This is a genomic window from Streptomyces botrytidirepellens (assembly GCF_003721215.1).
Classification (GTDB): domain Bacteria; phylum Actinomycetota; class Actinomycetes; order Streptomycetales; family Streptomycetaceae; genus Streptomyces; species Streptomyces himastatinicus.
Window position 1 is genome coordinate 23,347 of the sequence record NZ_RIBZ01000322.1, and the last position, 16,426, is coordinate 39,772.

Annotated in this window: 19 protein-coding genes; 14 read left to right on the top strand and 5 right to left on the bottom strand. The window is 71.7% G+C overall.

What is annotated here, in order from left to right; genetic code table 11:
* Positions 1–17: 17 nt before the first annotated feature.
* The 4 genes from EEJ42_RS28355 to EEJ42_RS28370 form a co-directional block, all read right to left on the bottom strand.
* Positions 18–884: an alpha/beta fold hydrolase gene (locus EEJ42_RS28355; protein WP_123104308.1), complete on the bottom strand. Its 867-nt coding sequence runs from the start codon at positions 882–884 to the stop codon at positions 18–20.
* An 86-nt stretch (positions 885–970) separates the two neighbouring features.
* A complete protein-coding gene (locus EEJ42_RS28360) occupies positions 971–1,924 on the bottom strand; it encodes a quinone oxidoreductase family protein (RefSeq protein WP_123104310.1) in 954 nt (317 codons plus the stop codon).
* Positions 1,921–2,754, bottom strand: a complete 834-nt coding sequence (locus EEJ42_RS28365) for an ABC transporter permease (protein WP_123104312.1) — start codon at positions 2,752–2,754, stop codon at positions 1,921–1,923. Before EEJ42_RS28365 ends, EEJ42_RS28360 begins: the two co-directional genes overlap by 4 nt.
* On the bottom strand, positions 2,751–3,623 hold the full coding sequence (locus tag EEJ42_RS28370) for an ABC transporter ATP-binding protein (RefSeq protein WP_246097448.1): 873 nt from the start codon (positions 3,621–3,623) through the stop codon (positions 2,751–2,753). The genes EEJ42_RS28365 and EEJ42_RS28370 overlap by 4 nt, the downstream gene beginning before the upstream one ends.
* 239 nt (positions 3,624–3,862) lie before the next feature.
* On the opposite strand from EEJ42_RS28370, the gene EEJ42_RS28375 reads away from it, so the two are divergent.
* Genes EEJ42_RS28375 through EEJ42_RS28405 form a run of 8 tightly spaced genes read left to right on the top strand, consistent with a single transcriptional unit; the run spans position 3,863 to position 10,109 of the window.
* Positions 3,863–5,098, top strand: a complete 1,236-nt coding sequence (locus EEJ42_RS28375; protein WP_123104314.1) for an aromatic ring-hydroxylating oxygenase subunit alpha — start codon at positions 3,863–3,865, stop codon at positions 5,096–5,098.
* Entirely contained in the window at positions 5,095–5,217 is a 123-nt protein-coding gene (locus EEJ42_RS53925) for a hypothetical protein (RefSeq protein ID WP_257232441.1), read from the top strand. The genes EEJ42_RS28375 and EEJ42_RS53925 overlap by 4 nt, the downstream gene beginning before the upstream one ends.
* Positions 5,214–6,557 (top strand): M20 family metallopeptidase, encoded by a 1,344-nt coding sequence (locus tag EEJ42_RS28380; protein ID WP_123104316.1) that lies wholly within the window; start codon positions 5,214–5,216, stop codon positions 6,555–6,557. Before EEJ42_RS53925 ends, EEJ42_RS28380 begins: the two co-directional genes overlap by 4 nt.
* Positions 6,554–7,516 carry a DODA-type extradiol aromatic ring-opening family dioxygenase gene (locus EEJ42_RS28385; RefSeq protein WP_123104318.1) on the top strand — a complete coding sequence of 321 codons (963 nt, stop codon included), beginning with the start codon at positions 6,554–6,556 and terminating at the stop codon, positions 7,514–7,516. Before EEJ42_RS28380 ends, EEJ42_RS28385 begins: the two co-directional genes overlap by 4 nt.
* Entirely contained in the window at positions 7,513–8,376 is an 864-nt protein-coding gene (locus EEJ42_RS28390; RefSeq protein WP_123104320.1) for an alpha/beta fold hydrolase, read from the top strand. Before EEJ42_RS28385 ends, EEJ42_RS28390 begins: the two co-directional genes overlap by 4 nt.
* A gap of 13 nt (positions 8,377–8,389) precedes the next feature.
* The gene (locus tag EEJ42_RS28395) at positions 8,390–9,175 is read left to right on the top strand and encodes an IclR family transcriptional regulator (protein WP_123104322.1); all 786 of its coding nucleotides are present in this window, start codon (positions 8,390–8,392) and stop codon (positions 9,173–9,175) included.
* Entirely contained in the window at positions 9,172–9,699 is a 528-nt protein-coding gene (locus EEJ42_RS28400) for an FAS1-like dehydratase domain-containing protein (protein WP_123104324.1), read from the top strand. The genes EEJ42_RS28395 and EEJ42_RS28400 overlap by 4 nt, the downstream gene beginning before the upstream one ends.
* Positions 9,696–10,109: a hotdog family protein gene (locus tag EEJ42_RS28405; protein WP_123104326.1), complete on the top strand. Its 414-nt coding sequence runs from the start codon at positions 9,696–9,698 to the stop codon at positions 10,107–10,109. The genes EEJ42_RS28400 and EEJ42_RS28405 overlap by 4 nt, the downstream gene beginning before the upstream one ends.
* Here EEJ42_RS28405 and EEJ42_RS28410 read toward each other — a convergent pair.
* Positions 10,106–11,083, bottom strand: coding sequence for an ABC transporter substrate-binding protein (locus EEJ42_RS28410; RefSeq protein ID WP_123104328.1), 978 nt, complete (start codon positions 11,081–11,083; stop codon positions 10,106–10,108). The two genes, EEJ42_RS28405 and EEJ42_RS28410, sit on opposite strands and share 4 nt — an antisense overlap.
* A gap of 138 nt (positions 11,084–11,221) precedes the next feature.
* On the opposite strand from EEJ42_RS28410, the gene EEJ42_RS28415 reads away from it, so the two are divergent.
* The 6 genes from EEJ42_RS28415 to EEJ42_RS28440 are packed head-to-tail and all read left to right on the top strand — an operon-like array spanning position 11,222 to position 16,391.
* Positions 11,222–12,244: an NAD(P)/FAD-dependent oxidoreductase gene (locus EEJ42_RS28415; RefSeq protein ID WP_123104330.1), complete on the top strand. Its 1,023-nt coding sequence runs from the start codon at positions 11,222–11,224 to the stop codon at positions 12,242–12,244.
* Between the two features lies 1 nt (position 12,245).
* The gene (gene fdxA, locus EEJ42_RS28420; RefSeq protein ID WP_123104332.1) at positions 12,246–12,572 is read left to right on the top strand and encodes a ferredoxin; all 327 of its coding nucleotides are present in this window, start codon (positions 12,246–12,248) and stop codon (positions 12,570–12,572) included.
* Positions 12,569–13,375, top strand: coding sequence for a 2-keto-4-pentenoate hydratase (locus tag EEJ42_RS28425; protein ID WP_123104334.1), 807 nt, complete (start codon positions 12,569–12,571; stop codon positions 13,373–13,375). The genes fdxA and EEJ42_RS28425 overlap by 4 nt, the downstream gene beginning before the upstream one ends.
* 3 nt (positions 13,376–13,378) lie before the next feature.
* Complete coding sequence (locus EEJ42_RS28430) at positions 13,379–14,326, top strand: acetaldehyde dehydrogenase (acetylating) (protein ID WP_123104336.1); 948 nt, start codon at positions 13,379–13,381, stop codon at positions 14,324–14,326.
* Entirely contained in the window at positions 14,323–15,345 is a 1,023-nt protein-coding gene (gene dmpG, locus EEJ42_RS28435; RefSeq protein ID WP_123104338.1) for a 4-hydroxy-2-oxovalerate aldolase, read from the top strand. The genes EEJ42_RS28430 and dmpG overlap by 4 nt, the downstream gene beginning before the upstream one ends.
* Entirely contained in the window at positions 15,342–16,391 is a 1,050-nt protein-coding gene (locus EEJ42_RS28440; protein ID WP_123104340.1) for an LLM class flavin-dependent oxidoreductase, read from the top strand. Before dmpG ends, EEJ42_RS28440 begins: the two co-directional genes overlap by 4 nt.
* Positions 16,392–16,426 lie beyond the last annotated feature (35 nt).

The following is a 16,426-nucleotide window of genomic DNA, read 5'->3' on the forward strand; positions in this document are numbered from 1 at the left end:
AGCCGTGTTCGGTGCTGTCAGATGTGCTGCTGGTTCAGGAAGCCGGAGACGACGGTGTAGTAGTCGTGGGGGCGTTCTTCCTGGAGGTGGTGCGAGACGTCGTTCATCACGTGGAGATTGCCCTTGGGGATCATGCGGGCCAGCATCAGCGGATAGTCCGGGGTGAGGAAGGCGTCGTACATGCCCCACATGAAGAGCGTCGGCGCCTGGATGCGGCCGAGCGCGCCGGTGAGGTCCTGCCAGTCGCCGCGCGGGTTGTCGGAGGCCCCGGCGAGCGCGGTCTCCTCCGGGTCCAGGCTCTGTTCGTAGCGCATCGTCACCGTGGCGTCGGGGATGGCCTCCGGGTCGTACCACTCCAGGCGGGCCATCAGCTCGCGCATCTTCTGCCACGACGGGCCGGTCCCCCCGTAGTACACGTCGCGGGCGTTGCGCCCGCGGCGGCCGCCTTCCGGCAGCGGGGCGAGCGGGCCGTGGAAGACGGGCATGCTGCCGGTGATGACGAGGGACCGGACCCGCTCGGGGTACACGGCGGCCAGATTGAGCGCGATGGTGCCGCCCCAGGAGTTGCACACGAAGTCGGCGCGCTCCAGGCCGAGGGTGTCCATCAGCGCCACGGTCTTGGCGGCGTGGTAGTCCCACATGGGGCCCTTGATGACCGGCTTCGCGGACTTGCCGTACTGGAGGATGTCCACCAGGAAGCACCGGCGGTCCGCGGCGAAGAGCCGCGACACCTGGCCGAAGTCCGACCAGCCGGTGCACCCGGGGCCGCCCCCGTGGAGGAAGACGGTGGGGCTGCCCTGCCCCGTCTCGATGTAGTGGTACGTGTCGCCGTCCGCTTCCGCGTAGGCGCCCGCCGGGGGCGCCTGGATGTCCATGAGGTCCATGCACCGATGGTGTGCTGGCCGGGGCGGTCCGCCCAAGCGATCCGGTCCGCTGAGCGGGCCGCCGGGGCGGCCCGTCAGTACGCGGGTCAGGACAGGTCGAGCGCCACCTTGCCCACCGCGGCTCCGGTGCGCAGTCGCTCCACCGCCTCGGCCAGCCGGTCGGGTGTGTAGCGCTCGATCGGCAGGGTCAGCTCCCCGGACATCAGGTCGCCGAGCATCGCGTCGGTGTCGGCGGCGACCTCCTTGCCCCGCGACATCAGGTTGACGGGCAGCAGCGCCACGTCGGCCAGCAGCCAGTCCGCGATGTCGATGGCCAGCTCCCGTCCGGCGGTGTAGCCGACCAGCACGGCCCGGCCGCGCGGGCGGACCAGCCCGAGGGCGTCCCGCAGCACCGGGCCGCCGACGGTGTCGATGAGCGCGTCGACCGGCCCGCCCACGGCCTCGGGCGACAGGTCCGAGGCCAGGACCGCCTTGCCGGGGGCCGGGACGTGGGCGAGCTTGGCCGGGCGGCCGACCACGCCGATGACCTCCGCCCCGGCCCGCGCGGCGACCTGCACGGTGAGGGCGCCGACCGCGCCCGCCGCGCCGGTCACCAGCACCCGCTCCCCCGGCTGTATCCCGGCGACCGAGTGCACCGCGGCCCAGGCGGAGCCCGCCGGGGAGAAGTAGCTGCACGCCAGGGCGGGGTCGGTGCCCTCGGGGACGGGGGACACGGCCGCGTCGGGCGCCACGGCGTGCTCGGCCCAGCTGCCGTCCCGGCGCATCCCCAGGCCCTTGCCGTTGATCTTGACCAGGGCGCCCTCGGAGTGGGTGTCGGAGGCCAGGACGACGCCGCACCCCGTGGTGCCGGGCACGGTGGGCAGATCGGGCAGGATGCCGAACGCGCCGTCCACGATGTTCAGGTCCAGGTGGCCCACCTGCGCGGCCTGCACCCGTACGAGCGTCTGGCCCGGCTGCCGCTCCGGCACCGGCCGCTCCGCCAGCCGGGGCAGGGTGCCGAAGCGCTCCAGGACGAGGGTGCGGGACATCTGGCTGCTCACAGTTTCACTCCATAACGACTCAGGGCACGGGAGGCGACGACGCGGAGTACGCGGTCGTAGACGAACCCGAGGATGCCCAGGGTGATGATCCCGACGAAGACCCAGTCGATGCGGCCGTAGTTGCGGGAGGTCCAGATCAACGATCCCAGGCCGACCTGGGAGGCAACGATCTCCGCGGACACGATGGTCAGAAAGCTGTTGCCCATCGCCAGCCGCGCCCCGGTGACGATGTGGGGCACGGTCGAGGGCAGCACGACGCAGCGCAGGATCTGGCGGCGGCTCGCGCCCAGGCTCGCCGCGGCGCGCAGTTTCGACTCGTTCACGGCCATGACGCCGGCGCTGGTGTTCAGGGTGACGATGAAGACCGACGTGTAGAAGATGAGGACCACCTTCGACGATTCGCCGATGCCCAGCCACACCACCGCCAGGGTCACGAACGCGACCGGAGGGATGAAGCGGAAGAACTCGATGTAGGGGTCGAGCAGATGCCGCACCAGCGGGATCTGCCCGATCAGCAGGCCGACCGGTACGCCCACGGCGAGGCCGAGGCCCCAGCCGATCAGGATGCGGCGGCCGGAGGCGACGACCGAGTTGAACAGGGTGCCGTCGGCAGCCAGCTCCCTGGCCGCCGACAGGGTCTCGCTCGGGGAGGCGACCAGGGCGGAGCCGTACGTCACCGCCAGCAGCTGCCAGACGGCGACACCGGCGAGGACCGACACCGTGTACAGCCCGGCCGCGCGCAGCCGTCCGGCGGTGGCGCGACCGGGGCGCGCCCCGGGGTGTCTCCCGGGGCGCGGGGTGGCGGAGGTGTCGGCCGTGGCGGTGGTCATCGCGTCTCCTCGGTCATCGTGTCTCCCTCGAGGTCGAGTCCCTGGTCGCGCAGGGCCTTGCGCACTTCTTCGCCGATGTCCTCCCGCAGGGCGCGGCGGAGTTCGACCGCGGCCGGATCCGTCTCGTCGCGGGGCCGGGGCAGGTCGACCGGGTAGACGGCCTTGACCGAGGCGGCCGGGCCCGCGGTCATCACCGCGATCCGGTCGGCCAGCAGGATCGCCTCGTCGATGTCATGGGTGACGAAGACGACGGTGCATCCCGAGGCCTTCCAGATGCGGCCCATCTCGTCCTGCATCACCTGGCGGGTCTGGGCGTCGAGCGCGCCGAACGGCTCGTCCATCAGCACCACGCGCGGCTCGCCCGCCAGCACCCGGGCGATCTGCACCCGCTGGCGCATGCCGCCGGAGAGCTGGCCGGGAAACCGGTCGGCGCAGTGGCGCAGCCCCACCAGGCCGAGGTAGGTGTCGGCCAGTTCGGCACGGTCCGCCCGGGACCGTCCGCGCATCCGCGGGCCGAAGGCCACGTTCTGGCGCACGGTCATCCAGTCGAACAGGGCCTCGCTGCTCTGGAAGACCATGCCGAGGTCGGGGTCGGGGCCGGTGATCGGGGTGCCGTCGACGGTGAGGCCGCCCGCGGCCACCGGCACGAACCCGGCCATGGCGGACAGCAGGGTGGACTTGCCGCAGCCGCTCGGTCCGAGCAGGCAGAGGAACTCACCGGCGGCGATGTCGAGCGAGATGTCCCGTACGGCCTCGAAGGAGCCGAACCGGATGCCCACCCCGGTGGCGGACAGGGCCGCACCGCGAGTTCCGCCACCACCGGGGGCCGAGCCGTCCGGGGGCCGGGGGGTTGCGATGGTCTTCGTCATCGTGGTCCCTTCGCCGAGTGCGCGCACGGTAGACCGCGGCGGCGCGCCCGCGCATGGAGGGGGTTCCGCTGAGCGGGACGCCGCGGTCCGGCGCCCTTTCAGGGGGATCTCTCGCCGGGTGGCCGCGCGGCTCCCGCGACACCGGGCGTTCTGCTGAGCGGGACGAGTCCGTAGGCAGACCCGGCGCGGCCGCGCATTCTCGGTGCCATGGTTCGTACGGCAGCGGGAGGACACGCACGATGACGGTCGAGGGCTCGCCCGATACCAAGAACACCGGCCGGGGCCGCGGCAGAACAGCGGGGGAACCCGGCCGCCAGGACTGGGCCTCCTGGCCCCATTACGATGCGGCGGGGTCGGGCTTCCGCGGGTACTGGTACCCGGTCACCTGGTCCAGCCACATCACCGGCAAGCCGCTCCCGTTCACCCTCTGCGGCGAGAAGATCACGCTGATCCGGGACGGCGGCACGGCGTACGCCCTGCACAATCGCTGTCCGCACCGCGGGGTGCCGCTCTCGGAGGGTGACCAGCAGTTTCCGGGCACCGTGAGCTGCCCGTACCACGGGTGGACGTTCGATCTGCCCACCGGCAAGCTGTCCGCGGTCATCACCGACGGGCCCGGCTGCCGGCTGACCGGCAAGGTCGGGGTGCGGACGTACCCGGTGGAAGAGCGCCTCGGCATGGTGTGGGTGTACATCCCGATCGCCGACGAGGAGCCGCACCCGATCGACTCGCAGCTGCCCGAGGAACTCGTCGGCAACGGCTTCGTGATGGGGGGCCGGATCGAGCCGCGCGGTGGCAACTGGCGCTTCGCCTGCGAGAACGGCTTCGACGAGGGCCACGCGAAGTATCTGCACCGGACGGCCCTGTGGCGCCTGTTCAAGCCCATGCCCACCTGGAACATCACCCGGATCGTGCCCAAGGGGCGCTGGATCTTCCGGGTGCAGGACGAGGTCCACTGGGAGGCCGACTACCCCGGCGTGGGCCACTGGTCCAACAAGCGCTGGTGGAAGATGCAGCCGCCGAAGGAAACCTTCAACATCGGCAACACCGGCAAGGCCGACAAGATCAACCCGACGATCGAGGCGCAGGAGTTCCCCGGCTTCGCGTCCCTGTCGATGCCGGGTGTCCTGCGCATCGCCTACCCGAAGTTCATCCACTACGAGTTCTACGTCCCGGTGGACGACGACAACCACCGCTACGTGGGCGTGATGGTCAACTTCACCGAGGGATGGAAGACGCTCGGCTTCTACGCCAAGTACCTGGGCGCCGTCCGCTGGCTGTTCCACGGCCAGTTCTCCGGCCAGGACGCCTGGATGGTCGACGTCACCGACGCGCCCCCGGAGAAGCTCTACCGCCCCGATGTCTCGCTGACCTCCTGGCGGAACCTCAGCGAGGAGGAGTACGGCAAGAAGCTGGCCGCGGTCGGCGCCGACGCCCCCGAAACACCCCACTCCACCCGCGACAAGAAGGCATGACCATGGGCCGTACCCTGCTCACCCTGCTGGCCGGGGCCGCGATCGCCGTGAGCCTCCCGCTGGCCAGGAAGCGCATCGCGCGCACCACCATGACCCAGGTCCACAGGATCAACCAGTGACCGGCGGCGGACCGGCGGGCCTGACCGGGCTGGACGAGCGACGCGGCGCCTGGGTCACCGACGCGTGGCGCCACATCACCGCCGACCGGCTGCGCGAGCTGATCATCGGGCTCGTCGACGTCCCGAGCCCGACGGGCGACGAGGGACCGCTCGCCGCACACATCGCCGAGACCCTCGGCGCCGCCGGATGCGACGCCCGGGTGCAGCCGGTCGACGACCGGCAGGCCAACGCCTGGGCCCGGCTCACCGGCGACGGCACCGGACCCGACCTCATGCTCTACGCGCCCATCGACACCCTCACGGTGGGCGAGGAGAGCGAGGACGTCCCCTGGATCGGCCCCGAGCTGCGCCCCGACATGCGGCCGCGCGCCACCGTCCACGGCGACCTGGTGACCGGGCTCGGGGCGTCCAACCCGAAGGGCCACGCCGCGTGCGTGATGATGGCCGCCGAGGCCATCCGCCGGTCCGGTGTCCCGCTCACCGGCGATCTCGTCGCGGCGTTCGGCGCGGGCGGCATGCCCACCAACGCCCGGCCCGGCGGCGTCCGGTACAACACCGGCCAGGGCGTGGGCTGTTCGTTCCTGCTGGAGCAGGGGGTGTGGACCGACTACGCGGTGATCGCCAAGCCCGGCTGGACGGTGTCCTGGGACGAGGTCGGGCTCGTGTGGTTCGAGGTCACCGTGCCCGGCCTGCACACCTATGTGGGGTCGCGCCACCGCCTGCCGTACGACAACGCCATCGCGAACGCGGGCACGGTCGCGCTGCGCCTGGAGGAGTGGTTCGAGAAGTACGCGCTCCGCCACACCGGTGGCACCGTGGCACCGCAGGGCGTGGTGGCCTCGGTGCGCGGCGGTTGGCCGCGCATGGCGGCCACGACCCCGGCGGCCTGCACGCTCAGGGTGGATCTGCGGATCGGCCCGGACACGACCCCGATGCGGGCGAAGCGGGAGTTCCTGGCCGCGGTCGACGCGATCCGGGAGGACACCGGGATCGATGTCACCGCCGAGATGATCCTCGCCATCCCCGGGACCCGGACCGATCCGGACAGCTGGGTGTGCCGCAGCGCGATCGCGGGCTGGGAGGCGCTGGAGGACCGTCCGCACGAGGTGATCCGCGGCAACAGCGGTGCCACCGACGCCAACATCCTGCGCGGCCGGGGCGTGCCCACGGTGCGCGTCGGCATGCCGAAGGTCACCGACGCCCCCTTCGAGATCGACTTCTCCATGGGGATGAACACCGTCGACGTGCGGGCCATGGAGCGGCTGACCCGCCACCTGGTCCGTACCGCCGTCGACACCGTCACCCGCACCCGCGACGAGGTGGAAGGAGAACCGTCATGACCGACATCGTCCTGGGCGTGGGCGCGTCGCACAGCACGCTCATGAACACCCACTGGGAGGAGACCTTCCACAAGGACCGCGCCGAGCGGTTCCGCGACGCGCTGCGGGAGGCGCGCGACGAGATCGCGGCGGCCCGGCCCGACACCGTGATCCTGGTGGGCTCCAACCACTTCCGCGGCTTCTGGCTGGACCTCATCCCCAGCTTCACCATCGGCGTGGGCGAGTGCGTGGCCAGCGGTGAGTCCGGCACCCCCGAGGGTCCGCAGCCGGTGGACGTGCCGCTCGCCCGGCACATCGCGAACACCCTGGTCGAGGGCGGCCGGTTCGACCTGGCGTACTCGGCCAAATTGCAGATCGACCACGGCCAGTCGCATGCGATCCAGTATCTGCTCGACGGGCTGGACGTGGAGATCGTGCCGCTCGTGGTCAACGTGTTCGCCCATCCGCTGCCCACGCTCGAACGCTGCGAGCAGCTGGGCCGGGCCATCCGGGACGCGGTGCTGGCGTTCCCCGAGGGCCGCCGGGTGGCTGTGATCGGCTCCGGCGGTCTGTCGCACCGGTTGCCGTGGCCGGACTGGCGCGATCCGCACGGCGACGACGAGGAGTTCATGGTGGGCGCGTGGCTGAACGGCCGCGACCACTGGAAGGACTACGACGTCAGGCGCCGCGAGATCATCCGGGCCGCCGAGTCCGCCATCAACGAGGACTTCGACGAGGAGTTCCTGAGCCTGGTCGAAAACGGCCGGACCCACGAAGTGGCCCGGTACACCACCGAGGAACTGGAGAAAGTGGCGGGCAACGGCGCCCAGGAGGTGCGCACCTGGCTGCTCATGGCGGCCCTGCTCGGCCACGCCCCCGGACGGCGGCTGTCCTACGAATCCCTGCCGGAATGGCTCACCGGCATGGGCGTCGCCGTCCTCGATCCCACGCACCACCACACCAGCGAAAGGCAGCCATGAGCATCTGGACGGAACTGTCGGGCATCGACTACCGGCACGCCTATGTGCAGACCGGCGACATCACCACCCGGGCCCTCCAGGCGGGTCCCGAGGACGGCGAGCACGTGGTGTTCCTGCACGGCACGACGGGCCACCTGGAGGCGTTCGTGCGGAACATCCCCGCGTACGTCGAGCGGGGCTACCGCTGCCACGCCATCGACATGCTCGGCCACGGCTACACCGGCAAGCCGGACCACCCCGCGGAGATCCCCGCCTACGTCGACCACCTGATCGCCTACCTCGACGCGGTGGGGGCGCAGCGCGCGCATCTGGTCGGTGAGTCGCTGGGCGGCTGGGTGGGCTCCTGGCTGGCGAGCGAGCACCCGGACCGGGTGGCCTCGCTCCAGCTGCTGTGCATGGGCGGCACCAAGGTCAACCCGGAGGTGATGGAGCGGCTGAAGACCTCGACCCGCAATGCCGTCCTGAACGACGACGTCTCCGACACCCGGAAGCGGCTGGAGCTGCTGTGGGCGAACTGGGACGAGGAGCTGGGCGAGGAGCTGACCCAGGTCCGCTACGAGATCTACCACCACCCCGACTTCCAGGCCAACGTGGACAACCTGCTGGCGCTCCAGGAGGTCGAGCGGCGCGAGCGCAATCTGCTGCGGCCTGACCGGATGGCGAGGATCAAGGCGCCGACCCTGGTGGTGTGGGGCAACAAGAACCCGTTCGGGGCCGTGCCGGAGGCCGAGGCCATCACCGAGGCGATCCCCGGGGCCCGCCTGGAGATCTTCAACGAGTGCGGGCACTGGCCGCAGCACGAGAAGGCGGAGCTCTACAACCCGCTCAGCCTGGACTTCCTCGACGAAGCGTCGCGATGAGGGGGTGCCCGGCATGACCGTCGTCCCGCTCGACCACGCGGCAGCGCCGCCGTCCTCCGACTCGATGAACTCCGTCCTGGGCAAGGTGCGTCCGATCCTGGAGGCGTTCACCGCCGACGACGACACCCTCTCCCTCGCCGATCTGGTGCGCCGTACGGGCGTGGCGAAAGCCACCGTGCACCGGCTCGCGCAGGAGCTGGTCGTCTGGGGGCTCCTGGAACGGGCGGGCTGCGACTACCGGCTGGGCCTGCGCCTGTTCGAGATCGGCCAGCGGGTGCACCGGCAGCGGATCCTGCGCGAGGTGGCGCAGCCGTACATGGAGGATCTGCTGCTGGCCACCCGGGAGACCATCCACTTCGCGATCCACGACGGCCTCGACGTGGTGTACCTGGAGAAGATCCTCCCGCATCGCGGGCTGAGCGAGGAGTCGCGGGTGGCGGGGCGGCTTCCGCTGTACTGCACCGCCACCGGCAAGGCGATCCTGGCCTTTTCGCCGAAGTCCCTGGCCGGTGAGGTGATCGGCAACGGGCTGAAGCCCTTCACCCGCTACACGATCACCTCGCCCGCGCGGCTGCTGTGCCAGCTGGAGCGGGTCCGGGAGCAGGGCATCGCGACGGAGGCGGAGGAGATCCGGCTGGGCTATCTGAGCATGGCCGTGCCGGTGTTCGCCCGCGGGGGTTCGCTGGCGGGCGCGCTGTCGATCACCGCGCCCACGTACCGCTTCGACGCCAACACCCACATGGGCGCGCTGCGCACCGCGGGTCTGGGGATCAGCCGGGCGCTGCGAGCCGCCCTGTGACGGCGCTGGAGGAGGTGGTGGCGCGGGCCCGGACGCTGATCGGCCGGTGGGAGTCCGAGGACTGCGGTGTGCTGACGGTCAAGGAGTTCTGCCGGTACGCGGCGGCCGTGGGCGATGACGCGTACGTGGCCCGGGCCCGCGCCCGGGAGGCGGCCGGGGAGCCCGTCGAGGCTCCCCCGCTGTTCCTCGCGGCGATGATGAGCTGGGAGGACGGTCCGGCCGAGGACGACCTGCGCCCGGACGGCCTGGCCGCCAGGGAGTCCCCGTGTACCCAGGGCCTGCCGGTGCGTCAGGTGCACGGAGGCCAGTCGGTGCGGCTCGGCCGGGTCCCGGTGGCGGGCGCGCGGATCACCGCGTCCCGGGCGGTGACCTCGGCGGACCGCAAGGGGGGCCGCTCGGGGGCGTTCGTCCTGCTGGGCGTGACCACCCGGTTCACCTCGGAGGACGGGAGGGAGCTGATGGCCGTGGACGAGACGATCGTCGTGCTGGACGGAGAAACGGCTCCGAGGGAGGTCGCCGCGTGAACACCCCCGCCGCCGGGCAGGTCTGCCCGCCACGCCGCTACGCCCACAGCAGGGTGCAGCTGTTCCGGTTCAGCGCCGTGTCCTGGAATGCCCACCGCATCCACTACGACGGGGAGTTCGCCGCCTCGGAGGGGTTTCCCGATGTGGTCGTGCAGTCCACCCTGCACGGCGAGGTGCTTGTCCGGTACGCCCTCGACTGGTCGGGGCCGGACGCCCGGCTGGAGGGGGTGAGCTGGCGCAACCGGGCGACCGCCGTGGCCGGTGAACCGCTCACCTGGACCGCGACGGTCGCCGCGGTCGAACCCGCCGCCGGGGGACAGCGCGTCTCGCTGGACGTGTCCGTCTTCAAGGACGACGGCACCGCGTGTGTGACGGGCACGGTCGAGCTGACCCGCCCCGACACCCCCTAACCGGCGTACCGCTCGTACCAGCCCTTCATCAGGGCGCGGTCCAGATCGGGCGACTTCTTGATGAGCTTCTGCCCGGTGAGAAAGCCAGTGATCTTGGCGGACTGCTTGACGTCGGCGCCGGTCAGTCCGCGGACGCGGAAGGTGATCTCCGGGAGCACCTTCCGCGTCTGCGCGGCGGACAGCTTCACCTGCTGGTGGGTGGCCTCCGCCGCGGCGGCGGGATCGCGGGTCACCATCCGGTCCGCCTCGGCGAGGACCTTGAAGACCTTGGCCGCGACCTCCTGGTTGTTCTTCAGCCAGCGGTCTTCCGCCAGCAGCCACTGCACATAGGTCACCCCGAAGTCGCCGCTGTGGCCCGCGATGTGGCCGCCCGACTGGGCGCCCTTGGCGGCCCACGGCTCGTAGAGCACATAGGCGTCGATGGAGCCGCGCTGGAGCAGCCCCGGCATCTCGGGCGGGGAACTCTGATGGATCTTCACGGACGCGGGGTCGATGCCGTGGCGGCGCAGATACGCGTGGGTCGCGTACAGGCCGAGGCCCTGGATGGACGCCATGGTCTTGATCTGCCGCGGGGAGGTGATGCCATCGCGCATGACGACCTTGAGATAGCGGCCGGAGGACTGGAAGACACCGAGCGCCCGCAGGCCCGGATCGCCCGCCATCAGGGACAGCGCGGTGGAGTCGGCGTTGGCCGCCAGCTGTGCGGTGCCCGCCGTGACCGCCTGGCCCGCCGTGGGGCCGCCCTCGGTCCGCATCAGCTCGACGTTCACGCCCGCCTTGGCGAACATCCCCCGCTCCTTCGCCAGGTAGAAGGGCGCGTACGAGGCGTCCACGCCGAGGGCGACGCGCACCGTGGGCCCGCCCTTCACCTCCCCCGCGTCGGAGTCCATCGTCCCCGCCATGCAGGCGGGGACGAGGAGGAGCGCCGTACAGGCGACGAGCAGCCGCCCCGCTCTGCTGTTGTCCGGGTTCATGGGTCATGACCTCCCGCGCGGGATTTCCCTGTGGTGGCGCCACGTTCCCAGGGCGGGCACCTCCGCCGAAGCGAGGTGTCCCGCCAGACGGAACGGTTTCATTGGGCCCGGCCACGGCGGTCCCTACGCTCCCGGCTCATGAGCGTTCTTACCGATGTTCCGGCCACCACGTCCGCAGCGGACGTGGTGGACACCGACATCCTCATCATCGGCGCCGGTCCGTCGGGACTCTACGGCGCGTATTACGCGGGGTTCCGCGGGCTGCGCGTGGCGGTCATGGACGTCCTCCCCCAGTGCGGCGGCCAGATCAGCGCGATGTACCCCGAGAAGCCCATCTTCGACATCGCCGGTTTCCCCTCGGTGCGCGGCCGCGATCTGGTGGACGGCCTGGTGGCCCAGGCGGAGCCGTACGGCCCGGTCTATCTCCTCGGTCAGCGGGCGGTCGAGCTGTCCCGCGACGAGGACGGCCACCCCGTGGTGCGCAGCGACACGGGGACCACGGTCCGGGCCGGAGCCGTCGTGATCACCGGAGGGGTCGGGACGTTCACTCCCCGGCCGCTGCCGGCGGGCGAGGACTACCTCGGCCGCGGGCAGGTGTACTTCGTACCGGATCCGTCCGTGCACACCGGTCACGACATCGTGATCGTCGGTGGCGGGGACAGCGCCTTCGACTGGGCGGCGACCCTCGCTCCCCTGGCCCGGTCCGTCAAACTGGTGCACCGCCGGGACCGGTTCCGGGCCCATGGCGCGACCGTGGAGAAGGTGCGATCCCTCGGCATCGAGATCATCACCGACACCGAGGTGACCGGGCTGCACGGCGCGGATGACCTCGAAAAGGTGACGATCCGCCATCGCCTCACCAAGGACACCCGGACCCTCCCGGCGCAGACCGTCGTCGCCGCGCTCGGCTTCACCGCGGATCTGGGACCGCTCCAGAACTGGGGACTGGAGCTTCAGGCCCGGCGGATCGCCGTGGACACCCGGATGGCCACCAGCCTGCCGCGGGTGTTCGCCGCCGGGGACATCACCGACTACCCCGGCAAGGTGCGGCTGATCGCCGTGGGCTTCGGCGAGGTCGCCACCGCCGTGAACAACGCGGCCACCGTGATCGATCCGGAGGCAATGCTGTTCCCCGGGCATTCCACAGAGAAGGAGAACTGACATGGCCTACGTCATCGGCCCGGCCTGCGTCGACATCATGGACCGCTCCTGCATGGAGGAATGCCCGGTCGATTGCATCTACGAGGGCGAACGCAAGCTCTACATCAACCCGGTGGAGTGCATCGACTGCGGCGCCTGCGAAACCGCCTGCCCCGAGCAGGCGATCGCGGTGGACCGGCTGGCGGGGCCCGAGCACCGCGAGGACAACCGCCGCTTCTTCACCGAGCCGCTGCCCGGCCGTACGGAGCCGCTGGGCACCCCGGGCGGCGCCACCGGCCTCGGCCCCGTCGGCGTCGACACCCCGCTCGTCGCGGGAGCCGCCTCATGACCGGACAGGGACTTCCCCCGGAGGTGTCCAAGGCGGCCGACACCCTGCTGGAGGCCACCCGCACCGGTGTGGTGTGCCCGCCGGTGCGCACGTACCTCGCCGACGGCGACATCGGGGCCGCGTACGCGGTGCAGCGGGTGAACGTCGAGCGCGGCGTGGCCGCCGGGCGGCGGATCGCGGGCCGTAAGATCGGCCTGACCTCGCCCGCCGTCCAGACCCAACTGGGCGTGGACCAGCCGGACTTCGGGACGCTGTTCGCCGACATGGCGGTCCCGGAGGGCGGTGTGGTGGCGGCCGGGCGGCTGCTCCAGCCCAAGGTGGAGGCGGAGGTGGCGCTCGTCCTCGGCGCCGATCTGCCGCACCGCGACTGCACCGTGGCCGACGTGCTGCGCGCGACCGAGTTCGCGCTGCCCGCGCTGGAGATCGTGGACAGCCGTATCGCCGAGTGGAACATCGGCATCGTGGACACCGTCGCCGACAACGCCTCCTGCGGGCTGTACGTGCTCGGCGGCACCCCCGTGCCGCTGAGCGGGCTCGATGTGCGCGGGGTGCGCATGACGATGACCCGCGACGGCCGGACGGTCTCGGAGGGCACCGGCGCCGACTGCCTCGGCAGCCCGCTGAACGCCGCGGCCTGGCTCGCCTCGGCCGTCGCCGCCCAGGGCGATCCGCTGCGCGCCGGGGAGATCCTGCTGACCGGGGCGCTGGGCCCGATGGTGGCCGCGGCCCCCGGAGAGCGGTTCGAGGCACACATCAGTCAACTGGGCCGGGTCACGGTCGAGTTCGCGACGGAGGGAGAGTAGGGCATGAGCACCCGTACCAAGGTCGCCGTCATCGGCTCCGGCAACATCGGCACCGATCTCATGATCAAAGTGCTGCGGCTGTCCGGCAGCCTGGAGATGGCGGCGATGGCGGGCATCGACCCGGACTCCGACGGCCTCGCGCGCGCCCGCCGCCTGAAGGTGGCCACGACGCACGAGGGCGTGGACGGGCTGGTCGCGCTGGACGAGTTCGCCGATGTGCGGATCGTCTTCGACGCCACCTCGGCGGGTGCCCACCGCCGCCACGACGAGGTGCTGCGCGCCCTCGGCCGTACGGTGGTCGACCTCACCCCGGCCGCCATCGGCCCGTACGTGGTGCCGCCGGTGAACCTCGACGCCCATCTGGACAGCTCCAACGTCAACATGGTGACCTGCGGCGGACAGGCCACCATCCCGGTCGTCGCCGCCGTCTCGGCCGTCACCCCCGTGCACTACGGGGAGATCGTCGCCTCCATCGCCTCCCGCTCGGCCGGTCCGGGCACCCGGGCCAACATCGACGAGTTCACCGAGACCACCGCCTCCGCCATCGAGCAGGTCGGCGGGGCGGGCCGGGGCAAGGCCATCATCGTCCTCAATCCGGCCGAACCGCCGCTGATCATGCGGGACACCGTGCACTGTCTGGTCTCGGAGTGCGACGACGCGGCGGTCACCGCCTCGATCGAGGCCATGGTGGAGCGCGTCCGGACCTATGTCCCGGGCTACCGCCTCAAGCAGAAGGTGCAGTTCGACCGGATCGCCGACGACGACCCGCTGCGCACTCTCGTCCCCGTCGGCGCGCGCCGCGGCGCGGCGAAGGTGTCGGTGTTCCTGGAGGTCGAGGGCGCCGCCCACTACCTCCCGGCCTACGCGGGCAACCTCGACATCATGACCTCGGCCGCGCTGCGCACCGCGGAGCGCCTGGCCGCACACCGGACCATGGAGGCAGCCAAGTGACCACGCCAGAGGCCTCCCTGTACATCCAGGACGTCACCCTGCGGGACGGCATGCACGCCCTGCGGCACCGCTACACCACAGGCCAGGCCCGCTCCATCGCCGCCGCCCTCGACGCCGCCCGCGTCGGCGCCATCGAGATCGCCCACGGCGACGGCCTGTCCGGGTCCAGCGTCAACTACGGCGTCGGCGCGCACACCGACTGGGAGTGGATCGAGGCGGTCACCGACGCCGTCCGCCACGCCGTCCCCACCACCCTCCTGCTGCCGGGCATCGGCACCGTGCGCGACCTGATGCGGGCCCACGCGATGGGCATCCGCTCGGTGCGCATCGCGACCCACTGCACCGAGGCCGACATCTCCGCCCAGCACATCTCCGCCGCCCGCGAGCTGGGCATGGACGTCGCGGGCTTCCTCATGATGTCCCACATGGCCGAGCCCGCCGAACTCGCCCGGCAGGCCAAGCTGATGGAGTCCTACGGCGCCCACTGCGTGTACGTCACCGACTCCGGCGGACGGCTCACCATGGACGGGGTGCGCGACCGCTTCCGCGCCTACCGCGACGTCCTCTCGCCCGACACGGAACTGGGCATCCACGCCCACCACAATCTGGGGCTCGGCGTGGCCAACAGCGTGGTCGCCGTGGAGAACGGCGTCACCCGCGTCGACGCCTCGCTGGCCGGGCAGGGCGCGGGCGCCGGAAACTGCCCGCTGGAGGCCTTCATCGCGGTGGCCGATCTGCTGGGGTGGTCCCACGGCTGCGATCTGTTCCCGCTGATGGACGCCGCCGACGACCTGGTACGGCCGCTCCAGGACCGGCCGGTGCGGGTGGACCGGGAGACCCTGAGCCTCGGCTACGCGGGCGTGTACTCCAGCTTTCTGCGCCACGCCGAGACGGCGGCGGCCCGCTACGGCCTGGACACGCGCAGCATCCTCGTCGAGGTCGGCCGGCGCGGCATGGTCGGCGGCCAGGAAGACATGATCACGGACGTGGCGCTGGACCTGGCCGAGGGGCGGGCATGAGCGCCCCGGCGACGCGGCCGCGCATCGGGATCCGGGTACCGCCGTGCGACCGGGCGGACCGGGTGGCCCGGACCGTGCGACGGGCCGAGGAGCTGGGCTTCGACCAGGTGCGGTTTCCCGACTCCCAGCTGCTGTGGCGGGACGTGTTCACCACCCTGACCGCCGCGGCGCTCGCCACCGAGCGCATCGGCCTGGGGACCGCGGTCACCAATGTGGCGACCCGCCATCCGGCCGTCGTGGCGTCGGCCGCGCGCAGCGTTGCGGAGCTGGCACCCGGCCGGTTCACCCTCGGCCTCGGCGTGGGCAACAGCTCGGTCGGCCCAGTCAACCTGCGGCAGACCACCTCGGCGGCGATGCGCGAAGGCGTGGGCATGCTGCGGACGCTGCTGGACGGGCGGGAGTGGGACTTCGGCGGCGGTGTCCACTCCCGGCTGCGCGACCCCGGGCCGCGGATCCCGATCCACCTCGCGGCGAGCGGGCCGAAGAACCTGCGGCTGGCGGGCGAGATCGCCGACGGCGCCATCCTGCTCAGCGGGGTGTCCCCGAGGACCCTGGCCGGGGCCGCCGCCCGGGTGCGCGAAGGCGCCGAGGCCGTGGGCCGGGGGCCTGGCGCGGTACCGCTGACGGTGTCCGCGTTCTGCGCGGTGACCGACGACGTCGAGGCCGAGGCGCGGCTGATCAAACCGATCTGCGCGTCGATCGCGCAGAACGGCGGGGCGCCCTTCCTCGCCCTCGCGGGAATAGAGGTGGACGTTCCCGCCACGGTGGAGGGGGTCTACCCGGATCTGGTGCACGCCGAGGACTGGGACGCGGCCGTCACCGTGTGTTCGGCCTGGGTCAGCGACGAGGCGGCCGTGCGGTTCGCCCGGGAATTCTGTCTGTTCGGCACCGCCGCGCAGATAGCCGAACGGCTCACGGCCCTGCACGACGCCGGGGTGTCCGGGGTCTTCCTCCAGCACGTGGGCTCCTACGACCCGCCCACCGAGCTCATCGAGGCGGTCGGATCGGAGGTGCTGCCGGCTCTCGGCGGCCTTTCCGGCTATTGACACGGGTATTGACAAAAAGGCCCGCCGCGGGGTCA